This is a genomic window from Streptomyces sp. NPDC012474, assembly GCF_042955185.1.
In the GTDB taxonomy this organism is placed as follows: domain Bacteria; phylum Actinomycetota; class Actinomycetes; order Streptomycetales; family Streptomycetaceae; genus Streptomyces; species Streptomyces cahuitamycinicus.
Genome location: NZ_JBIBEP010000018.1, coordinates 162,742 through 178,282, shown reverse-complemented (window position 1 = coordinate 178,282; position 15,541 = coordinate 162,742). Strand labels below are relative to the sequence as shown.

At 69.6% G+C, this 15,541-nt stretch carries 13 protein-coding genes; all 13 read right to left on the bottom strand.

Going from position 1 to position 15,541, the window contains the following annotated elements; genetic code table 11:
* Positions 1-15: 15 nt before the first annotated feature.
* Entirely contained in the window at positions 16-849 is an 834-nt protein-coding gene (locus ACFY9S_RS31960; protein WP_391135281.1) for a nitrilase-related carbon-nitrogen hydrolase, read from the bottom strand.
* A complete protein-coding gene (locus tag ACFY9S_RS31955) occupies positions 849-1,556 on the bottom strand; it encodes a methyltransferase domain-containing protein (protein WP_391135278.1) in 708 nt (235 codons plus the stop codon). Before ACFY9S_RS31955 ends, ACFY9S_RS31960 begins: the two co-directional genes overlap by 1 nt.
* A complete protein-coding gene (locus tag ACFY9S_RS31950; RefSeq protein ID WP_102907029.1) occupies positions 1,543-2,925 on the bottom strand; it encodes a coproporphyrinogen-III oxidase family protein in 1,383 nt (460 codons plus the stop codon). Before ACFY9S_RS31950 ends, ACFY9S_RS31955 begins: the two co-directional genes overlap by 14 nt.
* Positions 2,922-3,896 (bottom strand): ATP-binding cassette domain-containing protein, encoded by a 975-nt coding sequence (locus ACFY9S_RS31945; RefSeq protein ID WP_391135275.1) that lies wholly within the window; start codon positions 3,894-3,896, stop codon positions 2,922-2,924. The genes ACFY9S_RS31950 and ACFY9S_RS31945 overlap by 4 nt, the downstream gene beginning before the upstream one ends.
* Positions 3,889-4,665, bottom strand: coding sequence for an ABC transporter permease (locus ACFY9S_RS31940; RefSeq protein WP_391135272.1), 777 nt, complete (start codon positions 4,663-4,665; stop codon positions 3,889-3,891). The genes ACFY9S_RS31945 and ACFY9S_RS31940 overlap by 8 nt, the downstream gene beginning before the upstream one ends.
* Entirely contained in the window at positions 4,665-5,516 is an 852-nt protein-coding gene (locus tag ACFY9S_RS31935; protein ID WP_391135269.1) for a nitrilase-related carbon-nitrogen hydrolase, read from the bottom strand. Before ACFY9S_RS31935 ends, ACFY9S_RS31940 begins: the two co-directional genes overlap by 1 nt.
* Entirely contained in the window at positions 5,513-6,694 is a 1,182-nt protein-coding gene (gene mfnA / locus ACFY9S_RS31930) for a tyrosine decarboxylase MfnA (RefSeq protein ID WP_391135266.1), read from the bottom strand. Before mfnA ends, ACFY9S_RS31935 begins: the two co-directional genes overlap by 4 nt.
* A 1-nt stretch (position 6,695) precedes the next feature.
* Entirely contained in the window at positions 6,696-7,484 is a 789-nt protein-coding gene (locus tag ACFY9S_RS31925) for a nitrilase-related carbon-nitrogen hydrolase (protein ID WP_391135264.1), read from the bottom strand.
* The gene (locus tag ACFY9S_RS31920; protein WP_391135261.1) at positions 7,481-8,419 is read right to left on the bottom strand and encodes a nitrilase-related carbon-nitrogen hydrolase; all 939 of its coding nucleotides are present in this window, start codon (positions 8,417-8,419) and stop codon (positions 7,481-7,483) included. Before ACFY9S_RS31920 ends, ACFY9S_RS31925 begins: the two co-directional genes overlap by 4 nt.
* A gap of 69 nt (positions 8,420-8,488) precedes the next feature.
* Entirely contained in the window at positions 8,489-9,532 is a 1,044-nt protein-coding gene (locus tag ACFY9S_RS31915; RefSeq protein WP_391135258.1) for a hypothetical protein, read from the bottom strand.
* The gene (locus ACFY9S_RS31910) at positions 9,529-12,561 is read right to left on the bottom strand and encodes a flavin reductase (protein WP_391135256.1); all 3,033 of its coding nucleotides are present in this window, start codon (positions 12,559-12,561) and stop codon (positions 9,529-9,531) included. The genes ACFY9S_RS31915 and ACFY9S_RS31910 overlap by 4 nt, the downstream gene beginning before the upstream one ends.
* On the bottom strand, positions 12,558-14,060 hold the full coding sequence (locus ACFY9S_RS31905) for a 4-hydroxyphenylacetate 3-hydroxylase N-terminal domain-containing protein (protein ID WP_391135254.1): 1,503 nt from the start codon (positions 14,058-14,060) through the stop codon (positions 12,558-12,560). The genes ACFY9S_RS31910 and ACFY9S_RS31905 overlap by 4 nt, the downstream gene beginning before the upstream one ends.
* An 11-nt stretch (positions 14,061-14,071) precedes the next feature.
* Positions 14,072-15,541: a hypothetical protein gene (locus ACFY9S_RS31900; RefSeq protein WP_391135251.1), complete on the bottom strand. Its 1,470-nt coding sequence runs from the start codon at positions 15,539-15,541 to the stop codon at positions 14,072-14,074.

Here is a 15,541-nt window from a genome sequence, read left to right as displayed (position 1 = left end):
GGGCCTTCACTCTCGTCAGGACTGCCAGTACGTCGCCGGCTGCAGATCGCCGCTCAGGGTGGCCTTGGTGCGGTAGCGGCGCATACGGTCCAGGTCGACCTCGACGACGCCGACACCGGGCTCCTTGCCGAGGTCCACCATCCGTTCGTCGCCGTCGACGAAGTCGAATCGTTCGGCTTCGAGGAACAGCGGATCGGCCAGGATCTGGCTGCGCCCCATGTAGCCGAATCCGGCGTACAGGTTGTTGCCGATGCCGGACGCGAACGCGACGATGCATTCGGCGTCCACCGCCCTGACCGGCAGCCGCATGTTCGCCACGTACGCGAACATCTCCGGCACGAGTGCGGAGCACACGATGATGTCGACCCCGCGGCGGCAGTACTCCCGCGCGACCTCCGGGAAGTTGATGTCGTAGCCCTGCATCAGGCCGATGCGCCCGAACTCGACGTCGAAGACCGGGTACTGCGATCCGCCGGAGAGGTAGCGGGCCTCCAGTTCGTGACAGTGCACGCGCCGGTAGTGGCCGAGCATCGTTCCCTCTGGGCCGCACAGGACCGAGGTGCTGTAGTACCTGCCGTCGTCTCCGCGTTCCAGCAGGCCGGCCACGAGGTGGACGCCTGCCTGCTTCGCCTGCTCGCACAGGAACTCGGTCTCCGGCCCGGGGACGGGCACCGACACGTCGGCCACTTCGAGGATGTTGCCTGACGTGGAGAACGCCTCGGGCAGGCAGATCAGGTCCGCGCCCTGCTCGACGGCCTCGCGGATGTAGTGCTCGGCGCGGCGCAGGTTCTGGGCCGGCTTGCCGAGCTTCGACTCCATCTGGACCACGGCGATCTTCGTCCCGGGCATCACGTGCTCACCGGTTCGAGGGGACGCGAGGAGATCACCAGGCCGAGGTCCTCCTCGACCACCTGCCAGTTGGCGAGTCCGGCCTCCCGGAGCAGCTCGGCCGCCTCGTCGCGCGTGTAGGCGGCCTGCAGCGACCGCATGAACTCGTCGCCGCCCTCCTTCACGAACTGGAGGATGAAGGTGATGTGCCCCTCCTCGGCGTGCCGGTTCATGTCCTCGATGATCACGACACCGTCGGGCTTGCAGATGCGGGCGCATTCCTTCAGCGTCTCGACCGGCCGGCGCCAGCGGTGCAGCGAGGAGAACGAGAAGACGATGTCGGCGGAGTCGTCCGGGAAGGGCAGCCGGTTCAGCTTGGCCATCTCGAACTCCACGTCGCCGGCGCTGTTCGCCCACACGGCCAGCGTCAGGTTGTCCTCGGCGACGTCGACGAGGTTCTGGTTCTCCTCGACCCCGGACACGGCGAGGTCCGGCAGTCGGCCGGCCACGTGCAGGGACAGCAGGCCGGTGTTGAAGCCGACCTCGACGAGGTCGGTCATCCCCTCGCGGACGTGGGCCAGGATGCGGTCGCTGGGCCGCTTGTAGGCCATCAGCGCGGAGCGGCGCATGCCGAGGTCGTAGAAGCGCACCTTGTCGATGTCGTCGTGCGGGGAGGCCTGCGGCACTCGGTCGGTCAGGTTCAGCAGCCGGGTTTCAGTGGTGGTCACAGCCGGCCTCCTCGTTCGTGGGCCGCGTGGTGAGCTGCAGGGGAATCGGCTGGCTGGAGATGAAGTTGGAGATGTCCGCTCCCAGGTGCTGCGGGTAGCGCCGGTACTCCGGCGAGTAGAACGCCTTGGAGATGTTGTCCAGGTAGTACCAGCCCTTCGGGCCGGTCACCTCGATGCCGTTCTCGTCGGCGGTGACCAGTTCCTTCTCGATCAGGTCGTCGATCTCGGCGCGGAACATCTCCATGAAGTCGACGCCGTGGATCCGGCGGAAGCGCTCCCGGTTGACCCGCCCGGCCTTGACGCCGAGGACCATCGAGCGCCGGATCGCCTCCGACTTGGTGATGTGCTTGCCCATCGAGATCGGCAGCCGGCCCTCCATCACCGTCTGGATGTAGCGGCCGATGTCGGGCTCGTTGAAGTACCAGTGGTCGCGCAGGTGCCCGGTGGCGGTCGGGCCGAGCGGGATGATGGGGATGTCCTCGCTCCACGACGTCTCGCCGTACTTCGGCTGGAAGCCGGGTTTGGCGAAGCAGTCGCCGTAGTAGCCCAGGAAGCCGTTCTTGGAGAGCTTCTCCGCGGCGAACAGGAACATGTCGTCGACCACGGCCTTCTCCGGGACCGGCGGCAGCTTCCTGCGCTTGGTGGAGATCTGCGCGAACTCCATGTACGTGTAGAACGAGATGCAGGTGACCCCGAGTTCGATGGCGACGTCGAGGCTGTGCTCCCAGCTCTCCATGGTCTGCCCGTTGATGCCGTGCATCAGGTCGATGTTGATGTTCTCGAACCCGCACCGGCGCAGCAGCCGGATGCTCTCCTTGAGCATCTCCGGGTCGTTGGGGCGGCCGATGTTCTTGAGTTCCTCCGGCACGAAGGTCTGCACCCCGAGGCTGATGCGCCGTATGCCGCGTTCCAGCAGGACGGTGGCCTTGCGCTCGGTGATGTCGACCGGGGTGGTCTCGATGGAGAAGTCCGCGCCCTCCTCGACGTTCAGGCTGCTGAACATGTGGCCGAGCAGGTCGTCGAGTTGCGGGGCGGTCAGCGCGGTCGGGGTGCCACCGCCGATGTAGCCGAGGGTGATGACGTGGTCCTGGATGTAGGGCCGCTCGGCGTAGTTGGTGATCTCGGTCTTCAGCGCGTCCAGGTAGGTGCGGGTCAGGTCCCGGTCGGTCTGGTGCTTGATGTACGGGCAGCTGAAGCAGAGCCGGTTGCAGAACGGGATGTGGACGTACACGCCCATGGGCTTGCGGGCGAACACCTCCTCCTCGTTCACCGGCACGTGCTTCGTCGGGTACTGCCGCACCCACTCGCTGTCGCGCTCCGGGTACTCCTTCCAGAACGGCATGCTCGTGGTCGTGGTGGTGATGCTCATGCGATGTCCTCCGGTTCGACTTGGTCGACGATGGAACGGACGACGTCCGCCAGAGTGGGCTGGAAGTAGGACGCGGAGCGCAGTGCGAGCCCGGCGGTGTGGGCCCGGGCGACGACCTCGGCCAGCGTGGCTTGATGGTCGCCTTCGGACAGGTCGAGCCGCACGCCCTGGTCGACGGCGCGGACGGACCGGACCGGGCCGCCGGCCTGCGCCTCCTGCCCGGCCCAGTCGCGCAGCTGCGTGAGGTGCTCCTCGGTGAAGGCCTCGAGGATCAGGCTGGAGCGCTCGCCCCACCGGGTGACGGCGTCTAGCGAGGCGTCCTCGATCTGGCGGCCCTGGTGGAGCACCACGACCGAGTCGGCCAGCGCGAGGAGTTCGTCGCGGTGATGGCTGGCGAACAGCACGCCGACGCCGTCCTTCTTCAGGCTCCCCAGCAGCTCCAGCAGCGTCTCGCGGGCCGTCGGGTCCAGGCCGGTGGTCGGCTCGTCGAGGATCAGCAGGTCGGGCCGGTGTGCCACGGCGCAGATGACGTGCAGTTTGCGCTGGCTGCCGCCGGAGAGACTGCGCACGTACTGGTGGCGGTACTGCTCCAGGTCGGCCAGGGCGATCAGCTCCTCGTACCGGGCGGGGTCGGCCCGGCGGAGTTTGAGCTGGTGTTTGACGTACGTCTCCACGCTGACGCCGTCCGGGAGGTCCTTGGCCTGCTGGACGTACCCGATGTGGCGGCCGACCTGCCCCCAGCGGCGGGGCGGGGTGCCGCAGATCCGCACCTCGCCGCCGGACGGGCGCAGCAGTCCGGCGATGAGCCGGATCAGCGTGGTCTTGCCGGCGCCGTTGGTGCCGATGATGGCCACGCCCTCGCCGGCCTCGACCGAGAAGGTGATGGAGCGCAGGGCGAATCCGGGGCTCACCCGGTGGTCGAGCCGGGAAACCGACAGGACCGGCGCCGCGGTGCTCGTGGTGTCAGCCATGGCCGATCCTCCTGCGGAAGGCCCAGGCGGCGATGCCGAGGGCCAGGAACGAGTACGCCACCGCCAGCACCGACGCCCCGGTGGCCGAGACGTCCGGCGAGGTGGCGGCGCGGAAGATGTCGACGTGCACGGAGAGGGGGAGCCTCTCGAAGACGTCGCCGAGCTTCCCGAGGTTGTCGAGCGGGAAGAAGATCCCGGCGAAGTACATGAGCGGGATGACGATGATGTTCACGACCGCCGGGAAGGAGATCTCGTTGGTGTACGTCGCGATGAGGATCCCGAGCCCGGCGAAGGCCGTGCACGCGGTGAAGAAGCCCAGCAGGAACAGCGGCACGGACTCTATGCGGGCGTCGAAGACCCCGACGCCGAGCAGGAGCACCAGCACGAACTGGAAGAGGCACTTGAGCACCACGCCGATGATCCGGGCGAGCAGGAACCCCGAGTACGACAGGGGCGAGAGGATCAGATCCTCGATCGTGCGGCGGTTGCGGTCGATGATGACCGTGTAGCCGACGGTGTAGGTGCAGCTGAACATGATGCCGGCGCCGATGATGCCGGGGAAGACGAAGCCGAAGTAGTTGGCGGCCGTCGGTGCCGGGCTCACCATCTGGTCGGTCGCCGCGCCGAAGGCCAGCACCATCGACACCGACGTCAGCAGCGTCGAGACCGCGAACAGGCGGTTGTCGAAGAACTGCCGCATGTCCATGATGACGAGTCCGAGAACGTCGCCGAGCCAGCCGGACTCCTGCTGGATACGCGTTGCCCTCATCAGGCGCGCCCCCCGTGGATCGTGGTCCAGGTCGAGCGCAGGTCGTCGTGGAAGGGCAGGCCGGCGCGGACCTTGCGCCGCTGCCGCCAGTGCACGTCCGTGTCGATCACCGTTTCCTGGCTGCCCGGGGCGGCCTCGGCGAGAATGTCCGCGTCCTGGTCCTCCCGGGCGTCCTGCACCAGACCGTCGACGATCATGCTGCGGCCGACGTAGGTCATGTTCGCGAAGCGGTTCTCGCCGACCCCGCTGGCGAACACCAGCGCGCACTCGTTGTCGGCGGCCCGCGCGCGGCACAGGGAGCGCACCGGGTGCGAGAACGGCCCGAAGAGGTTCGCCACGCAGACGACGAGGTCGGCGTCCTGGGCGAGGTACTGGCGGCTCGCCTCCGGGAACCGCAGGTCGTAGCTCACCTGTAGGCCGATCCGCCCGACAGGCGTGTCGATCACCTCGCCGGGTGAGCCGGTGGAGATGTACTCGGACTCGCCCGCCCAGACGCAGGCGCGGTGGTACCAGCCGAGCGGTTCGCCGGCGGGGCCGACCAGCACGGCGGCGTCGAAGAGGTCCCGCCCGCTCGACAGCAGCACGCCCGCGGCGATGTGCATGCCTAGGGTGCGGGCCTGTTCGGCGAGGAACTCGACGACGGGGCCGTCCTCGGTGGTCGCGTCCGTGCGCAGCGTGGGGAAGTTCAGGCCGGTGGCGAACGTCGCCGGCAGGCACGCGAGGTCGGCCTCGCGTTCTCGCGCGGTGGAGAGCAGCTTGGCGGCTCGCGCCAGGTTCTCGTCCCGCTGCCCGGGCTCGATCCGCATCTGCAGGGCGGCGAGCCGGGTCCGGGTGCCACGGAAGAGGCTCATCGCGGCGCCGCCTCTGCGGTGGCTTCCTTGCATGCCCGCTCCAGCTCCGGAAGGAACTCGTCCACCATCTCGGGCGTCACGTGCCGGGTGACGACCAGGCGCAGGGTTTCGCCGAAGCGCTTCGAGGTGGAGACGATCCAGCCCCTCGACTCCAGCAGCTGCGAGACCCGGACCGCGTGCGCCATCCTGACCACCACGATGTTCAGCTGCGGTTCGGTGAACAACTCGTGCCCGGCCGCGCGCAACCCGTCCACCAGGTACTGCGTGACCTCGTAGTTCGTCCGTGTGAGGTCGCGGAATCCGTCCCGCCCCAGGTGTTCCAGCACCGCGTAGGTCGACACCGCTGCGGAGCCGGGGCGGGTGCCGAGGAGGGTGTTGTGCACCGGCGTGTCGATGAAGAAGGAGTCGACGGCGAAGCGTCCGGCGTCCTGGGCGCCCCGGAACAGGATCGCTCCCGCCGGGACGTTGGCGAGTCCGTACTTGTGCGGGTCGATGGTGATCGAGTCGACACCGTCGACGCTGAAGTCGAACTGCGGGAGGTCGTGGCCGAGTTCACGGGCGAAGGGGATGATGAAGCCGCCGGTGGCCGCGTCCACGTGCAGGTGCACCTCGCGTCCCGCTACCACGGGTCCGATCTCGTCGACCGCGTCGACCACACCGAACTCGCTGCTGCCCGCGGTCGCGACGACCGCGACGGTGTGCTCGCCGATGCGCCGGGCCACCTCGTCGGCCGGCAACCGCAGGGAGTCGTCGACCGGTACGACGACCGGGGTCAGCCCCAGCAGGCCGAAGATCTTGGTGAAGGAGAAGTGCACGGTGCTGCTGACGACCACCTCGGGCCGGTCGGTCAGCCGTCCCCGGGCGCGCGCCGACTCGCGGGCCACCAGCAGCGCGATCAGGTTCGCCTCGGTGCCTCCGGACACCAGACTCCCCGACCCGCCCGGGTTGCCCATCAGATCGAGCAGCAGCCGGACGACCTCGCGTTCGATCCGTTTGGTGCCGCGGAAGATGCGCACGTCGCCGAGGTTGGCGTGGGCCGCGGCGGCCGCCATCTCGACGCCCAGCGGATGGGGTTCGGTGCAGATGGAATTGAGCACCCTGTTCCAGGGCACGTCGTCCGCCATCTCCGTCGCGATCCGCCGTCGGACGTCGGAGGCGGACTCACCGGCGTTGCGCATCTCAACTCACCTGCGCCGTCAGGTCCGTGTACAGCTCCGTCCGGCGCGCCCACAGCCCGAACCAGAGGGTCTGCTGGAAGCGCAGGTCGGGTTCGCGAAGGTGCCGGATCCTCTCGACGTCCCAGGGCGCCTCGATGACACCCTCGTCGGCGCCCGCCTCGGCGACGAAACCCTCGGGCACCGCCACGGCACTGCCCCCGCCGCAGCGTTCGCTCAGCGAACCGGCGAAGGCGACCGCGACGGTGTTGAGGGTCGCGATCCCCCACACCGCGGCGCGCTGCGACGCCTGCTGCCTGCCGTCGAGGGACCCGGCCACCAGCAGCAGCTCCGCACCGGCCAGGCACTCGATGCGCGGCGGTTCGACGAGCCAGAAATCGGGACCCAGGAGCACCCCGACGCGCCCGAACGGCGTCTCGACGACGGGGAAGTCGTCGCCCGTTCCGGTCGTCCCGTCGGGCAGGACGGGCCGCTCCACCCGGGCGCACTCCGAGCCGCCCGGGTCCAGCAGCCTGGTCACCTGCACCCGTCCGCCGCCCGGCCGTGTCTCCGCCCACGAGCCGGTGAGCACGTAGGTGCCACGGGTCCGTGCCAGTGCCGTCAGCCGGTCCAGGCACTCCTCGCGCAGCCGCCGGGGCAGCTCCTGGACGTCGCCGCCGGTGGTGAACACGTTCTCGGGGAGGACGACGAACGACGCCTCGTCGGTCACCCGGCTGTCGAGATCGTCGAGTACGGCCGAGGCCGTCGCCTCAGGGGTCGCCCGGCGGGCGTGCTGCCCTACGAAGATGGTCACGAACGAGTCCCCTCATGTGTGCTGGTCGCGGCGGCGGGCCGGACCCGGTCCGGGCCGCCGCCCCCGGTCAGGCTCGCCCGCAGTTCGGCCGCGAGATCCCGGTCCGCTCCGGCGTACGGGGTGAGCAGCTTCTGGTAGGCGTCGGGCCGGCGGAGTTGCTGCCAGCGGCGGCCGTCGCCGTCCGCGGGCTCGTCGAGGTCGACGACGAGGGTCTCCGGCTCGTCGCTGCCGGCCTGCGCGAGCACGCCCTCCGGGCTCGCGACCAGACTGGTGCCGGCGAAGTGGATCTCCACGAGCCGGTCCCCGCGCTTGCCTCGGACGACGCCGACCGAACTCGCGTAGACGATGTTGACGCCGTTCAGGTACGCCGCCGTGCGCAGGGCGTTCACCATCAGCGGCTGGTTCTGCCCCAGCGTTCCGCCCGGCACGAAGATCGTGCGCGCGCCGGCCAGCGCCAGCAGGCGGACCACCTCTGGGATCCAGAAGTCCGAGCACACGGCGATGCCGATCTGTCCGAACTCCGTCGACAGGACACCGAGCGAGTCGGCCTGGCGGCACACCACCATCTCGTTGCCGAAGGCGTGTGCCTTGACGGCGCGCCCGGTGATGACGCCCTGCCGGCCGATCAGCAGGGACGTGTTCCGGTACATGCCGTCCTGCAGGTCCTCGACGAGCGAACCCAGCAGGATGTGTGTGTTGAGCTTGCGGGCAAGGGACTGGAAGCCGTCGACGATCGGCCCGGGGATCGGAGTGTCGGTCCGCCCTTTCAGGCCGTCCTGCCCCGGCATGTACCACGGCGGGCCGAGCAGGAACTCGGGAAAGCACACCAGGTCGATGTCGCCGGCACCGCAGACGTCCTCGATCGCCTGGTAGGCGTTGCGCAGGCCGTCTTCGTGATCGTCGACCCACTGGGTCTGTACTACCGCTACCCTCATGCGTCTTGTCTCCTCGGGATGCCACCGGTGGATCGGCCGCGGCGGCTGCGTGCCGCGACCGGGTGCGGATCATGACGTGGCGGTACTCCAGTCCTGCACGCCGACGACCGTGACCTCGGCCTCGACTCCGAGCGCCTCGCCGATGCCGCTGCGGATCGCACGCCGCATCGCCCCCGGGTCGACCTTTTGAGGGCCGGCCACGGCGCAGGTCACATGGAAGGTGCCGTCCCGGACGGCGCAGGCGAAGTGCGATGCGAGCCTTCTGTGGCCGAACACGATCCGCTCCACGTCCAGCGTCGAGACCAGCCCGTCCGGTCCGCGAACCGCCGACGCCGCGCTGCCGAGCGGCACCAGGACCCGGCTGGCGGAACCGCAGTCACAGTGGCGGTCGGCCGGCCACAGCTCGACGAGTTCGCCGGTCGGTGAGCCGTCCAGGAGCAGTTCCCCGCGCAGGCCGCCACGGACCTCCGCCCGCAGCCGGTCGTCGCACAGGTGCAGGGCGCCGTGGTCGCAGGCGACGGCGACCGTCGGTGTCGACGGCGTCCCGTACAGGGCGGAGGTCCGCGCGGCCCAGGCGGCGCCGATGCGGTCGAGGCGTTCGGTGGAGCAGGCCTCTCCCACGCAGATGATCGTCCGGATCGTCGAGTCCTGCGGCCGCCGCCCCAGTGAGAGAGCGAGGCTCGCCAGTTCCGCGGCGAAGCTCGGCGAGCACACCAGGGCGGTCACTTCGTACTGCTCGATCAGCCCGAGCAGCCGCGGCATGGGGCAGATGGTCCCGCTCGTCCCGACGCTGATCACCGAGGCGCCGACCATCTCGATCACACGGTCCACCTCGGCGCCGACGAACGACAGTTCGTACGGCACGGCCGAGACCACGACGTCGTCCTCGGTCAGCAGCCGGCCCAGCGCCAGTGTCAGGTCGATCTGGTTCAGGATCCACTCGTCGCGGGTCATCACGATCGGCTGTGATCCGCCCGAGGCGTCGACCCGTTCGCCGTAGCGCGCGCGGACCGGTTCACGGCCGTCCGCCGGGGTGGGGGCCGGCACCGGATCGCGGGTGAGCAACTCCAGGAACTGCTCGTAGTGCGCGGCGATGGACGTGGTCGTCGTCACCTGGCCTCCGCTTCCCGGGCGAACCGGCGCCACCCGTAGTCGTCGAGAGCGCTGTCGCCCCGTTCGGCGCGAAGCAGTGGGCGGCTGTCGGTGCCGGTCTCCATGTCGACGCTGACGACCGTCGCCAGGACGAACTCGTGGTCGCCGATCCGGTAGGTGGACTTCAGGCTGCAGTCGATGGTGCCGACGGCGCCGGACAGCCGTGGGCAGCCGTTGGCGGAGGGTGTCCACGCCAGGGCGTCGAAGCGGCTGTCCGGCCTGCCCTGCGAGAAGGCGTCGGACACGTCGTGCTGGTCCTCGCCGAGGATGTTGACGCAGAACCGGCCGGTGTCCGCGATGGCGTTCCAGCTGGTGCTGCCCGAGCGCACCAGGAAGCCGATGAGGGCCAGTTCGTCGGATACGACGGTGAGCGAGCCGATCACCAGTCCGTACGGTGTCGGACCGTTGCGCTCGGACTGCCGTGCCGTGCCGGCGACCACCGTCACGGCCCGCGGCAGAAGCTCGCCGATGACCCCGAGGTCCGGCGCCGTACGGGACCGCGGGCTCCGGGCGAGGTCGGGCACCGGCGTCGCGGCGGGTTCGTCGCGCAGCCGGCGGACGAACCGGCCGGTCACGCTGGCCGGGTTATACGCGAGGTCCTCCGGCGTCCCGCTGTGCACCACCCGGCCGCCCTCGCGGCCCGCGCCCGGCCCCAGGTCGATCACCCAGTCGGCGATGGCGATCACCTTCACGTCGTGCTCGATGACCACGATGGTGTTGCCCGTGGAGATCAACCGCTCGAACAGGGCCAGAAGGTGCCGGATGTCCGCGGTGTGCAGGCCGCGCGTCGGCTCGTCGAAGATGAACAGCGTGCGGTTGCGGCGCTGCTTGAGCAGCTCTCCGGCCAGATTGAGCCGCTGTGCCTCGCCACCGGAGAGCGTGGTCGTGGAGCAACCGAGCTGCAGGTAGCCGAGGCCGAACTCGCTGAGCACACCGAGCGCCTGGACGACCTTGGGGCTGCTCTTGGCGTCGAACCATTCGAGGGCGTCCTCGACGGTCATCGACAGGACGTCGTGGATGTTCTTGCCGCCCAGCCGCACTTCGAGGACGTGCTCCTGGAAGCGCCGGCCCTCACACTCGGGGCAGACGATGAACTCGCTCTTGAACAGGGTCATCTCGATCTCGGCCAGTCCGAGTCCCTTGCACGACTCGCACCGGCCACCGGCGACGTTCGGGCTGAACTCGCCGCGGCCCAGGCCGCGTTCGACCGCGTCGGCGCTGCCGGCGAAGGCGTCGCGGATGTGGTCGCTGACGCCGATGTAGGTGACGAGCGTGGACCGGCTGGAGCGGCCGATCGGGCGCTGCTCGACGTAGATGACGTCGTCGAGGGCCTCAACCCCCTGGACGCCGTTGCTCTCGGCCGCCCCGCCGGTCGCCCGCTGGGCGATCGTCCGGGAGACCGCTGCGTGGAGGCCGGCCACCAGGGAGCTCTTGCCCGCGCCGGACACGCCGGAGACGCAGGTCAGCGCGCCGAGCGGGAACCTCGCGGACTGGTCGACCACGTTGTTGCGCGTGATGGCCCGTACCTCGGCCCAGGGCGCGCCGGCCAGGTCGGTCCGTGTGCGCGACGGCCCGTCCGACGCCATCGCTGTCGCCGTCGGCGAGTCGCCGGAGGCCAGCAGGTCGGCGTACCGGCCCTCGAAGACGACCTCGCCGCCGCGGGATCCGGCTCCGGGCCCCAGCTCGACGATCCAGTCGGCGGCACGGATCACCGACTCGTCGTGCTCGATGACGATGACCGTGTTGCCGAGATCGCGCAGCCGTCGCAGCGAGGTGAGGATCTTCCCGGTGTCGGCCTCGTGCAGACCGGCGGTCGGTTCGTCGAGGACGTACATGACCCCGGTCAGGTCACTGGCCAGATGCTGCGCCAGCAGCAGCCGCTGCAGTTCGCCGCCGGAGAGGGTGGTGACCGGCCGCTGCAGCTGCAGGTGTCCCAGGCCGACGTCCTCGATGTTCGCGCTCTGTTTGACGATCGCGGAGGCGAGCTCGCGGACCTGTGCCGGCACGTCGCCGGTGGCGAGCCCGTCGCGCAACCGGGTGATCGAACGCGACAGCTCGTCGCCCTGGAAGTCGTGGAAGGTGTGCCCGGCCACCGTCGCCCTGAGCGACTCGGGGCGCAGCCTCCCTCCGTTGCACGCGGGGCAGACTTCCCGGCCGAGGTAGTTGGTGAAGGCGTTCTTGCGGGCGGCCGACGACGCGTTGCGGTACGCGCGTTCCAGGAAGCCGAGGATGCCCTCGAAGCGGAAGTCGTTGGTGACCTTGCGGATCTTGAGCGTGTAGATCGTGTCCGAACCGTGCAGCACCCGCTCGGTCTGCTCCGGGCTCAGCTTCTCGAACGGCAGGGCGAGGTCCAGGCCGATGTCCGCGGCCATCGCCTCGAAGGCCTTGCGCACGTTGGGAACGGCGAACGTTCCGGGGTCGGCACCGTCCCAGATCTCGGTGAGCGTCTTCGACCGGTCCGGGATGATCTTCTCCAGCGAGAAGCCGACGAGTTCGCCGATGCCGTCGCACTGAAGGCACTTGCCTTCCTTGCGGTTCGGGCTGAAGTGCTTCGCGGAGTGCGGTTCGGCGAAGCAGCCGCAGTCGTCGCAGAACAGGTCCGGGCCGGTCGGGCCGAGACAGGCCGGGCAGACCGGCCGGGACCCTGCGCCGAACAACAGCCGGTACAGCCCGTCGAGTCCGGTGAGGGTCCCCACGGTCGAGCGGGGGTTGGAGTAGCCGCCGTCACGCTGGCGCAGTGCCACCGGGGGCTGCGTCCCCGCGATCCGGTCGAACTGGTAGTCGCCGTCGCCCATGTCGAGGGACTTGCTGGACAGGGCCCCCAGGTAGAGCGTCTTCGAGTGTTCGAAGAGGGTGTCGATGACAAGGGACGACTTGCCCGACCCGGAGACGCCCGCGGCGACGACCAGCTTCCCCTTGGGGAAGGAGACGTCGACCGACTTGAGGTTGTGGGTCGTGACGCCCTCCAGCCGGATGCTGTCGAGACTCATGTGGTGTCGTTCCGCCCTTCGGCCAGATCGCGGGCCTGGTTTTCGCAGCGCTGCAGGTCGGGATATCGGGCATAGAGCATCGAGCGGACCCGGGCGGGATCACCGCGGTTCCACGTCTCGTACAGCTCCTGGCGCATCCCGAAACGGTCGACGGCCAGATCGGCGGCGAGCCGGAAGATCCGGGACTTCTCGTCCACGCTCATCTCGCGCCCGCACATGTAGGTGTCCAGTACCGCGCGCAGCTCCGAGGTGCCCAGGTCCGCGTCCGAGGGCTGCATGATCAGTCCGGACGCGCCGATCTGCCGGATGATCTCGGAGCCCCGCGTGGAGAAGCGTCCGGCGACGGCGTCGAGCGCGGCCGTCGAGCCGGGGGCGAGCAGCCCGGAGGAGGTGGGCCGGCACTCGGCGTCGATCGCGGCCAGGCCGAGCCTGACGATCTCGACGTACGAGGTGAGTTCGCCGAGAAGATCCGTGACCTGCCGGAACTTGTCGACGCCGATCGCCTGGGCCAGCAGCGACGCGACCCCGAGCAGGGTGCGCAGCCGGTGGTAGTAGCGCAGTTGACCGGTGTAGAGGGACCACTTGTTCAGCTCGCCGAACCCGCGGACGGCCGCTTGGGAGTCGTCGAGCAGGAAGACCCGGTTCATCGGGATGAACACGTCGTCGAACACCAGCATGGCGTCCTGCTCGTCGAAGCGCGCCGAGAGGCCGCCGGAGCCGTCGGCGTACGACCTGCGGCACAGGACGCGAAGGCCCGGTGTCGCCAGCGGAGCGGCGAACCAGCAGACGTAGCTGGGGTCTTCGCGCAGGTAGTTCGCGGGAGAGAGGTAGATGAGCACTTCGTGGGCGTACGGGGCGAGGGTGGCGATCTGTTTGGCTCCCCGCACGACGATGCCGTCGGCCCCGCGCCGCACCACCCTCAGTCCCAGTTCCGGCCGGTCGGCGGGGGTCGAGGAGCGGTCGATCTGCGGGTCGCCCAGGCCGTGCGTCAGCGTGAGGTCGTTCTCGCGGCAGTAGTGGTAGTAGTTCTCGGCGTTGCGCCCGAACTCGGGGTCGACTTCGGCCAGTTCGAAACGGTAGTCGTACAGGCCGACCACGACGTTCGACATGAAGTCGGGTATCCGGGAGAGCTGGCCGTAGGAGGCCTCCGCCCACCGGTGGGAGTTGGCCCACTTGCGGCTGAGGCCGTCCCGGTCGGCCGGCGCCAGGTACGACAGGCTGACGAGGTTGCCGGACGTGTCCGACCGGTGGAGCATCTCCTCGGCCCGGCCGGGCAGGTGCTGGGCGTCGTAGAGGCCGGCCAGCGTGGACAGCATGGGCCGGAAGCCCGGGTCGCCGGTCACGTCGACCCGGCGTCCGTCGCACCAGACCTCCCGCTCGTCCTTGAGGCTGGCGACGTACTCGCTCCCTCGCCAGGCTCCGCCGGAGGAGCCCGGCAGCAGGGTGATCTCGTCGGGGGGCATGACGCTGTCAGAGGGTTTGGATCCTGTGGTGGTCACCGTCCGCGCTCCTACGGGTTCCGCTCGGCCGCACCGGACCGGAACGGCTGGTAGCTCTGCTCTTGCACCTGGGGGAAGTACTCGCGTGTCGCCTCGCCCACGACCCGCATCAACTCGGAGTCCAGGGAGCTGGGATCGGTGATGAGCTTGGCCAGCGGCGAGTCCGGCACGGCGTTCGCCAGGGGCGTGCGGCGTGCCCGGTGGATCACGGCCAGTGAGTGCTGGGCGTTGGCCGCGTCCCGCATCTTGTAGACCGCCTGGGGCCCGTCCGGTATGCCGATCATGGACTTGGTGCCGCCGCTGCCCAGGCAGTTGCGGGGCATGTGCAGGTGCTCGTGCCGCCACTGCTGGTGAGCACAGTGCAGTTTGAACGCCTGGTCGACGACGGTGTGCCGCAGCCATGCCTCCGGGTCGTCGTGGCGGCGTGCGTCGATGTCCCGGACGGTCTCCTCCAGTGAGGCCTCCCCGAGCGAGTTCAGCCAGGTCTCCAGGTCGTTCCACATGTGCTTGAACAGGTCGCGGAACATGTGCTGTTTGATCGAGAGCGAGTGCGTGCCGCTCGCGGGTCCCAGGTTGGTCCGGAACCCGTGGTACTCCCCGGTTGCCAGGTGCTCGGCCATCACCCGCTGCGCGTCGACCACCGGACCGAGCAGTTCCCGGCAGGCCGTCAGGTGCTGCGCCGCCCGGCTCAGGGCCGAGGCCCGGATGGCCCGGATCGCGACCTCCAGGTGGTCGTTCGCCTCGGCGCAGAGAATCTCCGGTACCTGGTGCAGGGCGACGAACTCGCCGTGCAGGGTGTCCGCGTTCAGCTCGGTCGCGGCGACCGCTCGCGCCAGCGTCTCGGCGGAGATCAGCTCGTCGGTGCTCCGGCTCACCCCGATGGGTACGGCTGTGAGGTCGCTCTCCCACTTGGTCGCGTCGTGGCAGCCGGTCCGGATACCGTGCAGCACGCGGTACAGCGAGTCGTCGATGCTCTGGGTGGCGATCGTGGAGCGGGTCAGTTCGGGCGCACCGGCCAGCAGCGACCCCTTGGCGACGTCCTCCAGCCCCCGGAGCGCCTCGACGTAGGCCGCGTAGCCGGAGGACTCGGAGACGCTCACGGTCGTGGCCCCGGCGGACACGCCGGCCCCGAAGATGCCGCGGGCGCCGAACGTCACGGTGCCGAGCCCGCGCAGCAACCTGTGGAAGCCGACGGCCCACTGGACGTAGCGGGAGGCGGCCGGGATGTCGCCGGCCAGCAGGCACGCCTGGGTCCTGCGCGCCAGCCGGGCCAGGTTGAGCAGGCACACCTCCGACGCCTGGAGGACGGCGCACACCGTCGAGTCGTACGTGCCCTCCGGCACTCCCCGTGCGGCCCGCGCCTCGCCGAGCAGGTCGATGCGGTGCAGCTGGTCGTAGCTCTCGGCGACCGGTCCCAGTTCGGTCATCTGCCGTCGGCCGGCGCACATGTCGGCTTTTACTGGATCGTCCAGGCTTGACAT

Excerpts from the sequence above, each read along its gene's own strand:
- ACFY9S_RS31960 (WP_391135281.1), bottom strand. The coding sequence starts at position 849 with ATGCCCGGGACGAAGATCGCCGTGGTCCAGATGGAGTCGAAGCTCGGC.
- ACFY9S_RS31950 (WP_102907029.1), bottom strand. The coding sequence starts at position 2,925 with ATGAGCATCACCACCACGACCACGAGCATGCCGTTCTGGAAGGAGTAC.
- ACFY9S_RS31945 (WP_391135275.1), bottom strand. The coding sequence starts at position 3,896 with ATGGCTGACACCACGAGCACCGCGGCGCCGGTCCTGTCGGTTTCCCGG.
- ACFY9S_RS31940 (WP_391135272.1), bottom strand. The coding sequence starts at position 4,665 with ATGAGGGCAACGCGTATCCAGCAGGAGTCCGGCTGGCTCGGCGACGTT.
- ACFY9S_RS31935 (WP_391135269.1), bottom strand. The coding sequence starts at position 5,516 with ATGAGCCTCTTCCGTGGCACCCGGACCCGGCTCGCCGCCCTGCAGATG.
- mfnA (WP_391135266.1), bottom strand. The coding sequence starts at position 6,694 with ATGCGCAACGCCGGTGAGTCCGCCTCCGACGTCCGACGGCGGATCGCG.
- ACFY9S_RS31920 (WP_391135261.1), bottom strand. The coding sequence starts at position 8,419 with ATGAGGGTAGCGGTAGTACAGACCCAGTGGGTCGACGATCACGAAGAC.
- ACFY9S_RS31910 (WP_391135256.1), bottom strand. The coding sequence starts at position 12,561 with ATGAGTCTCGACAGCATCCGGCTGGAGGGCGTCACGACCCACAACCTC.
- ACFY9S_RS31900 (WP_391135251.1), bottom strand. The coding sequence starts at position 15,541 with ATGTCAAGCCTGGACGATCCAGTAAAAGCCGACATGTGCGCCGGCCGA.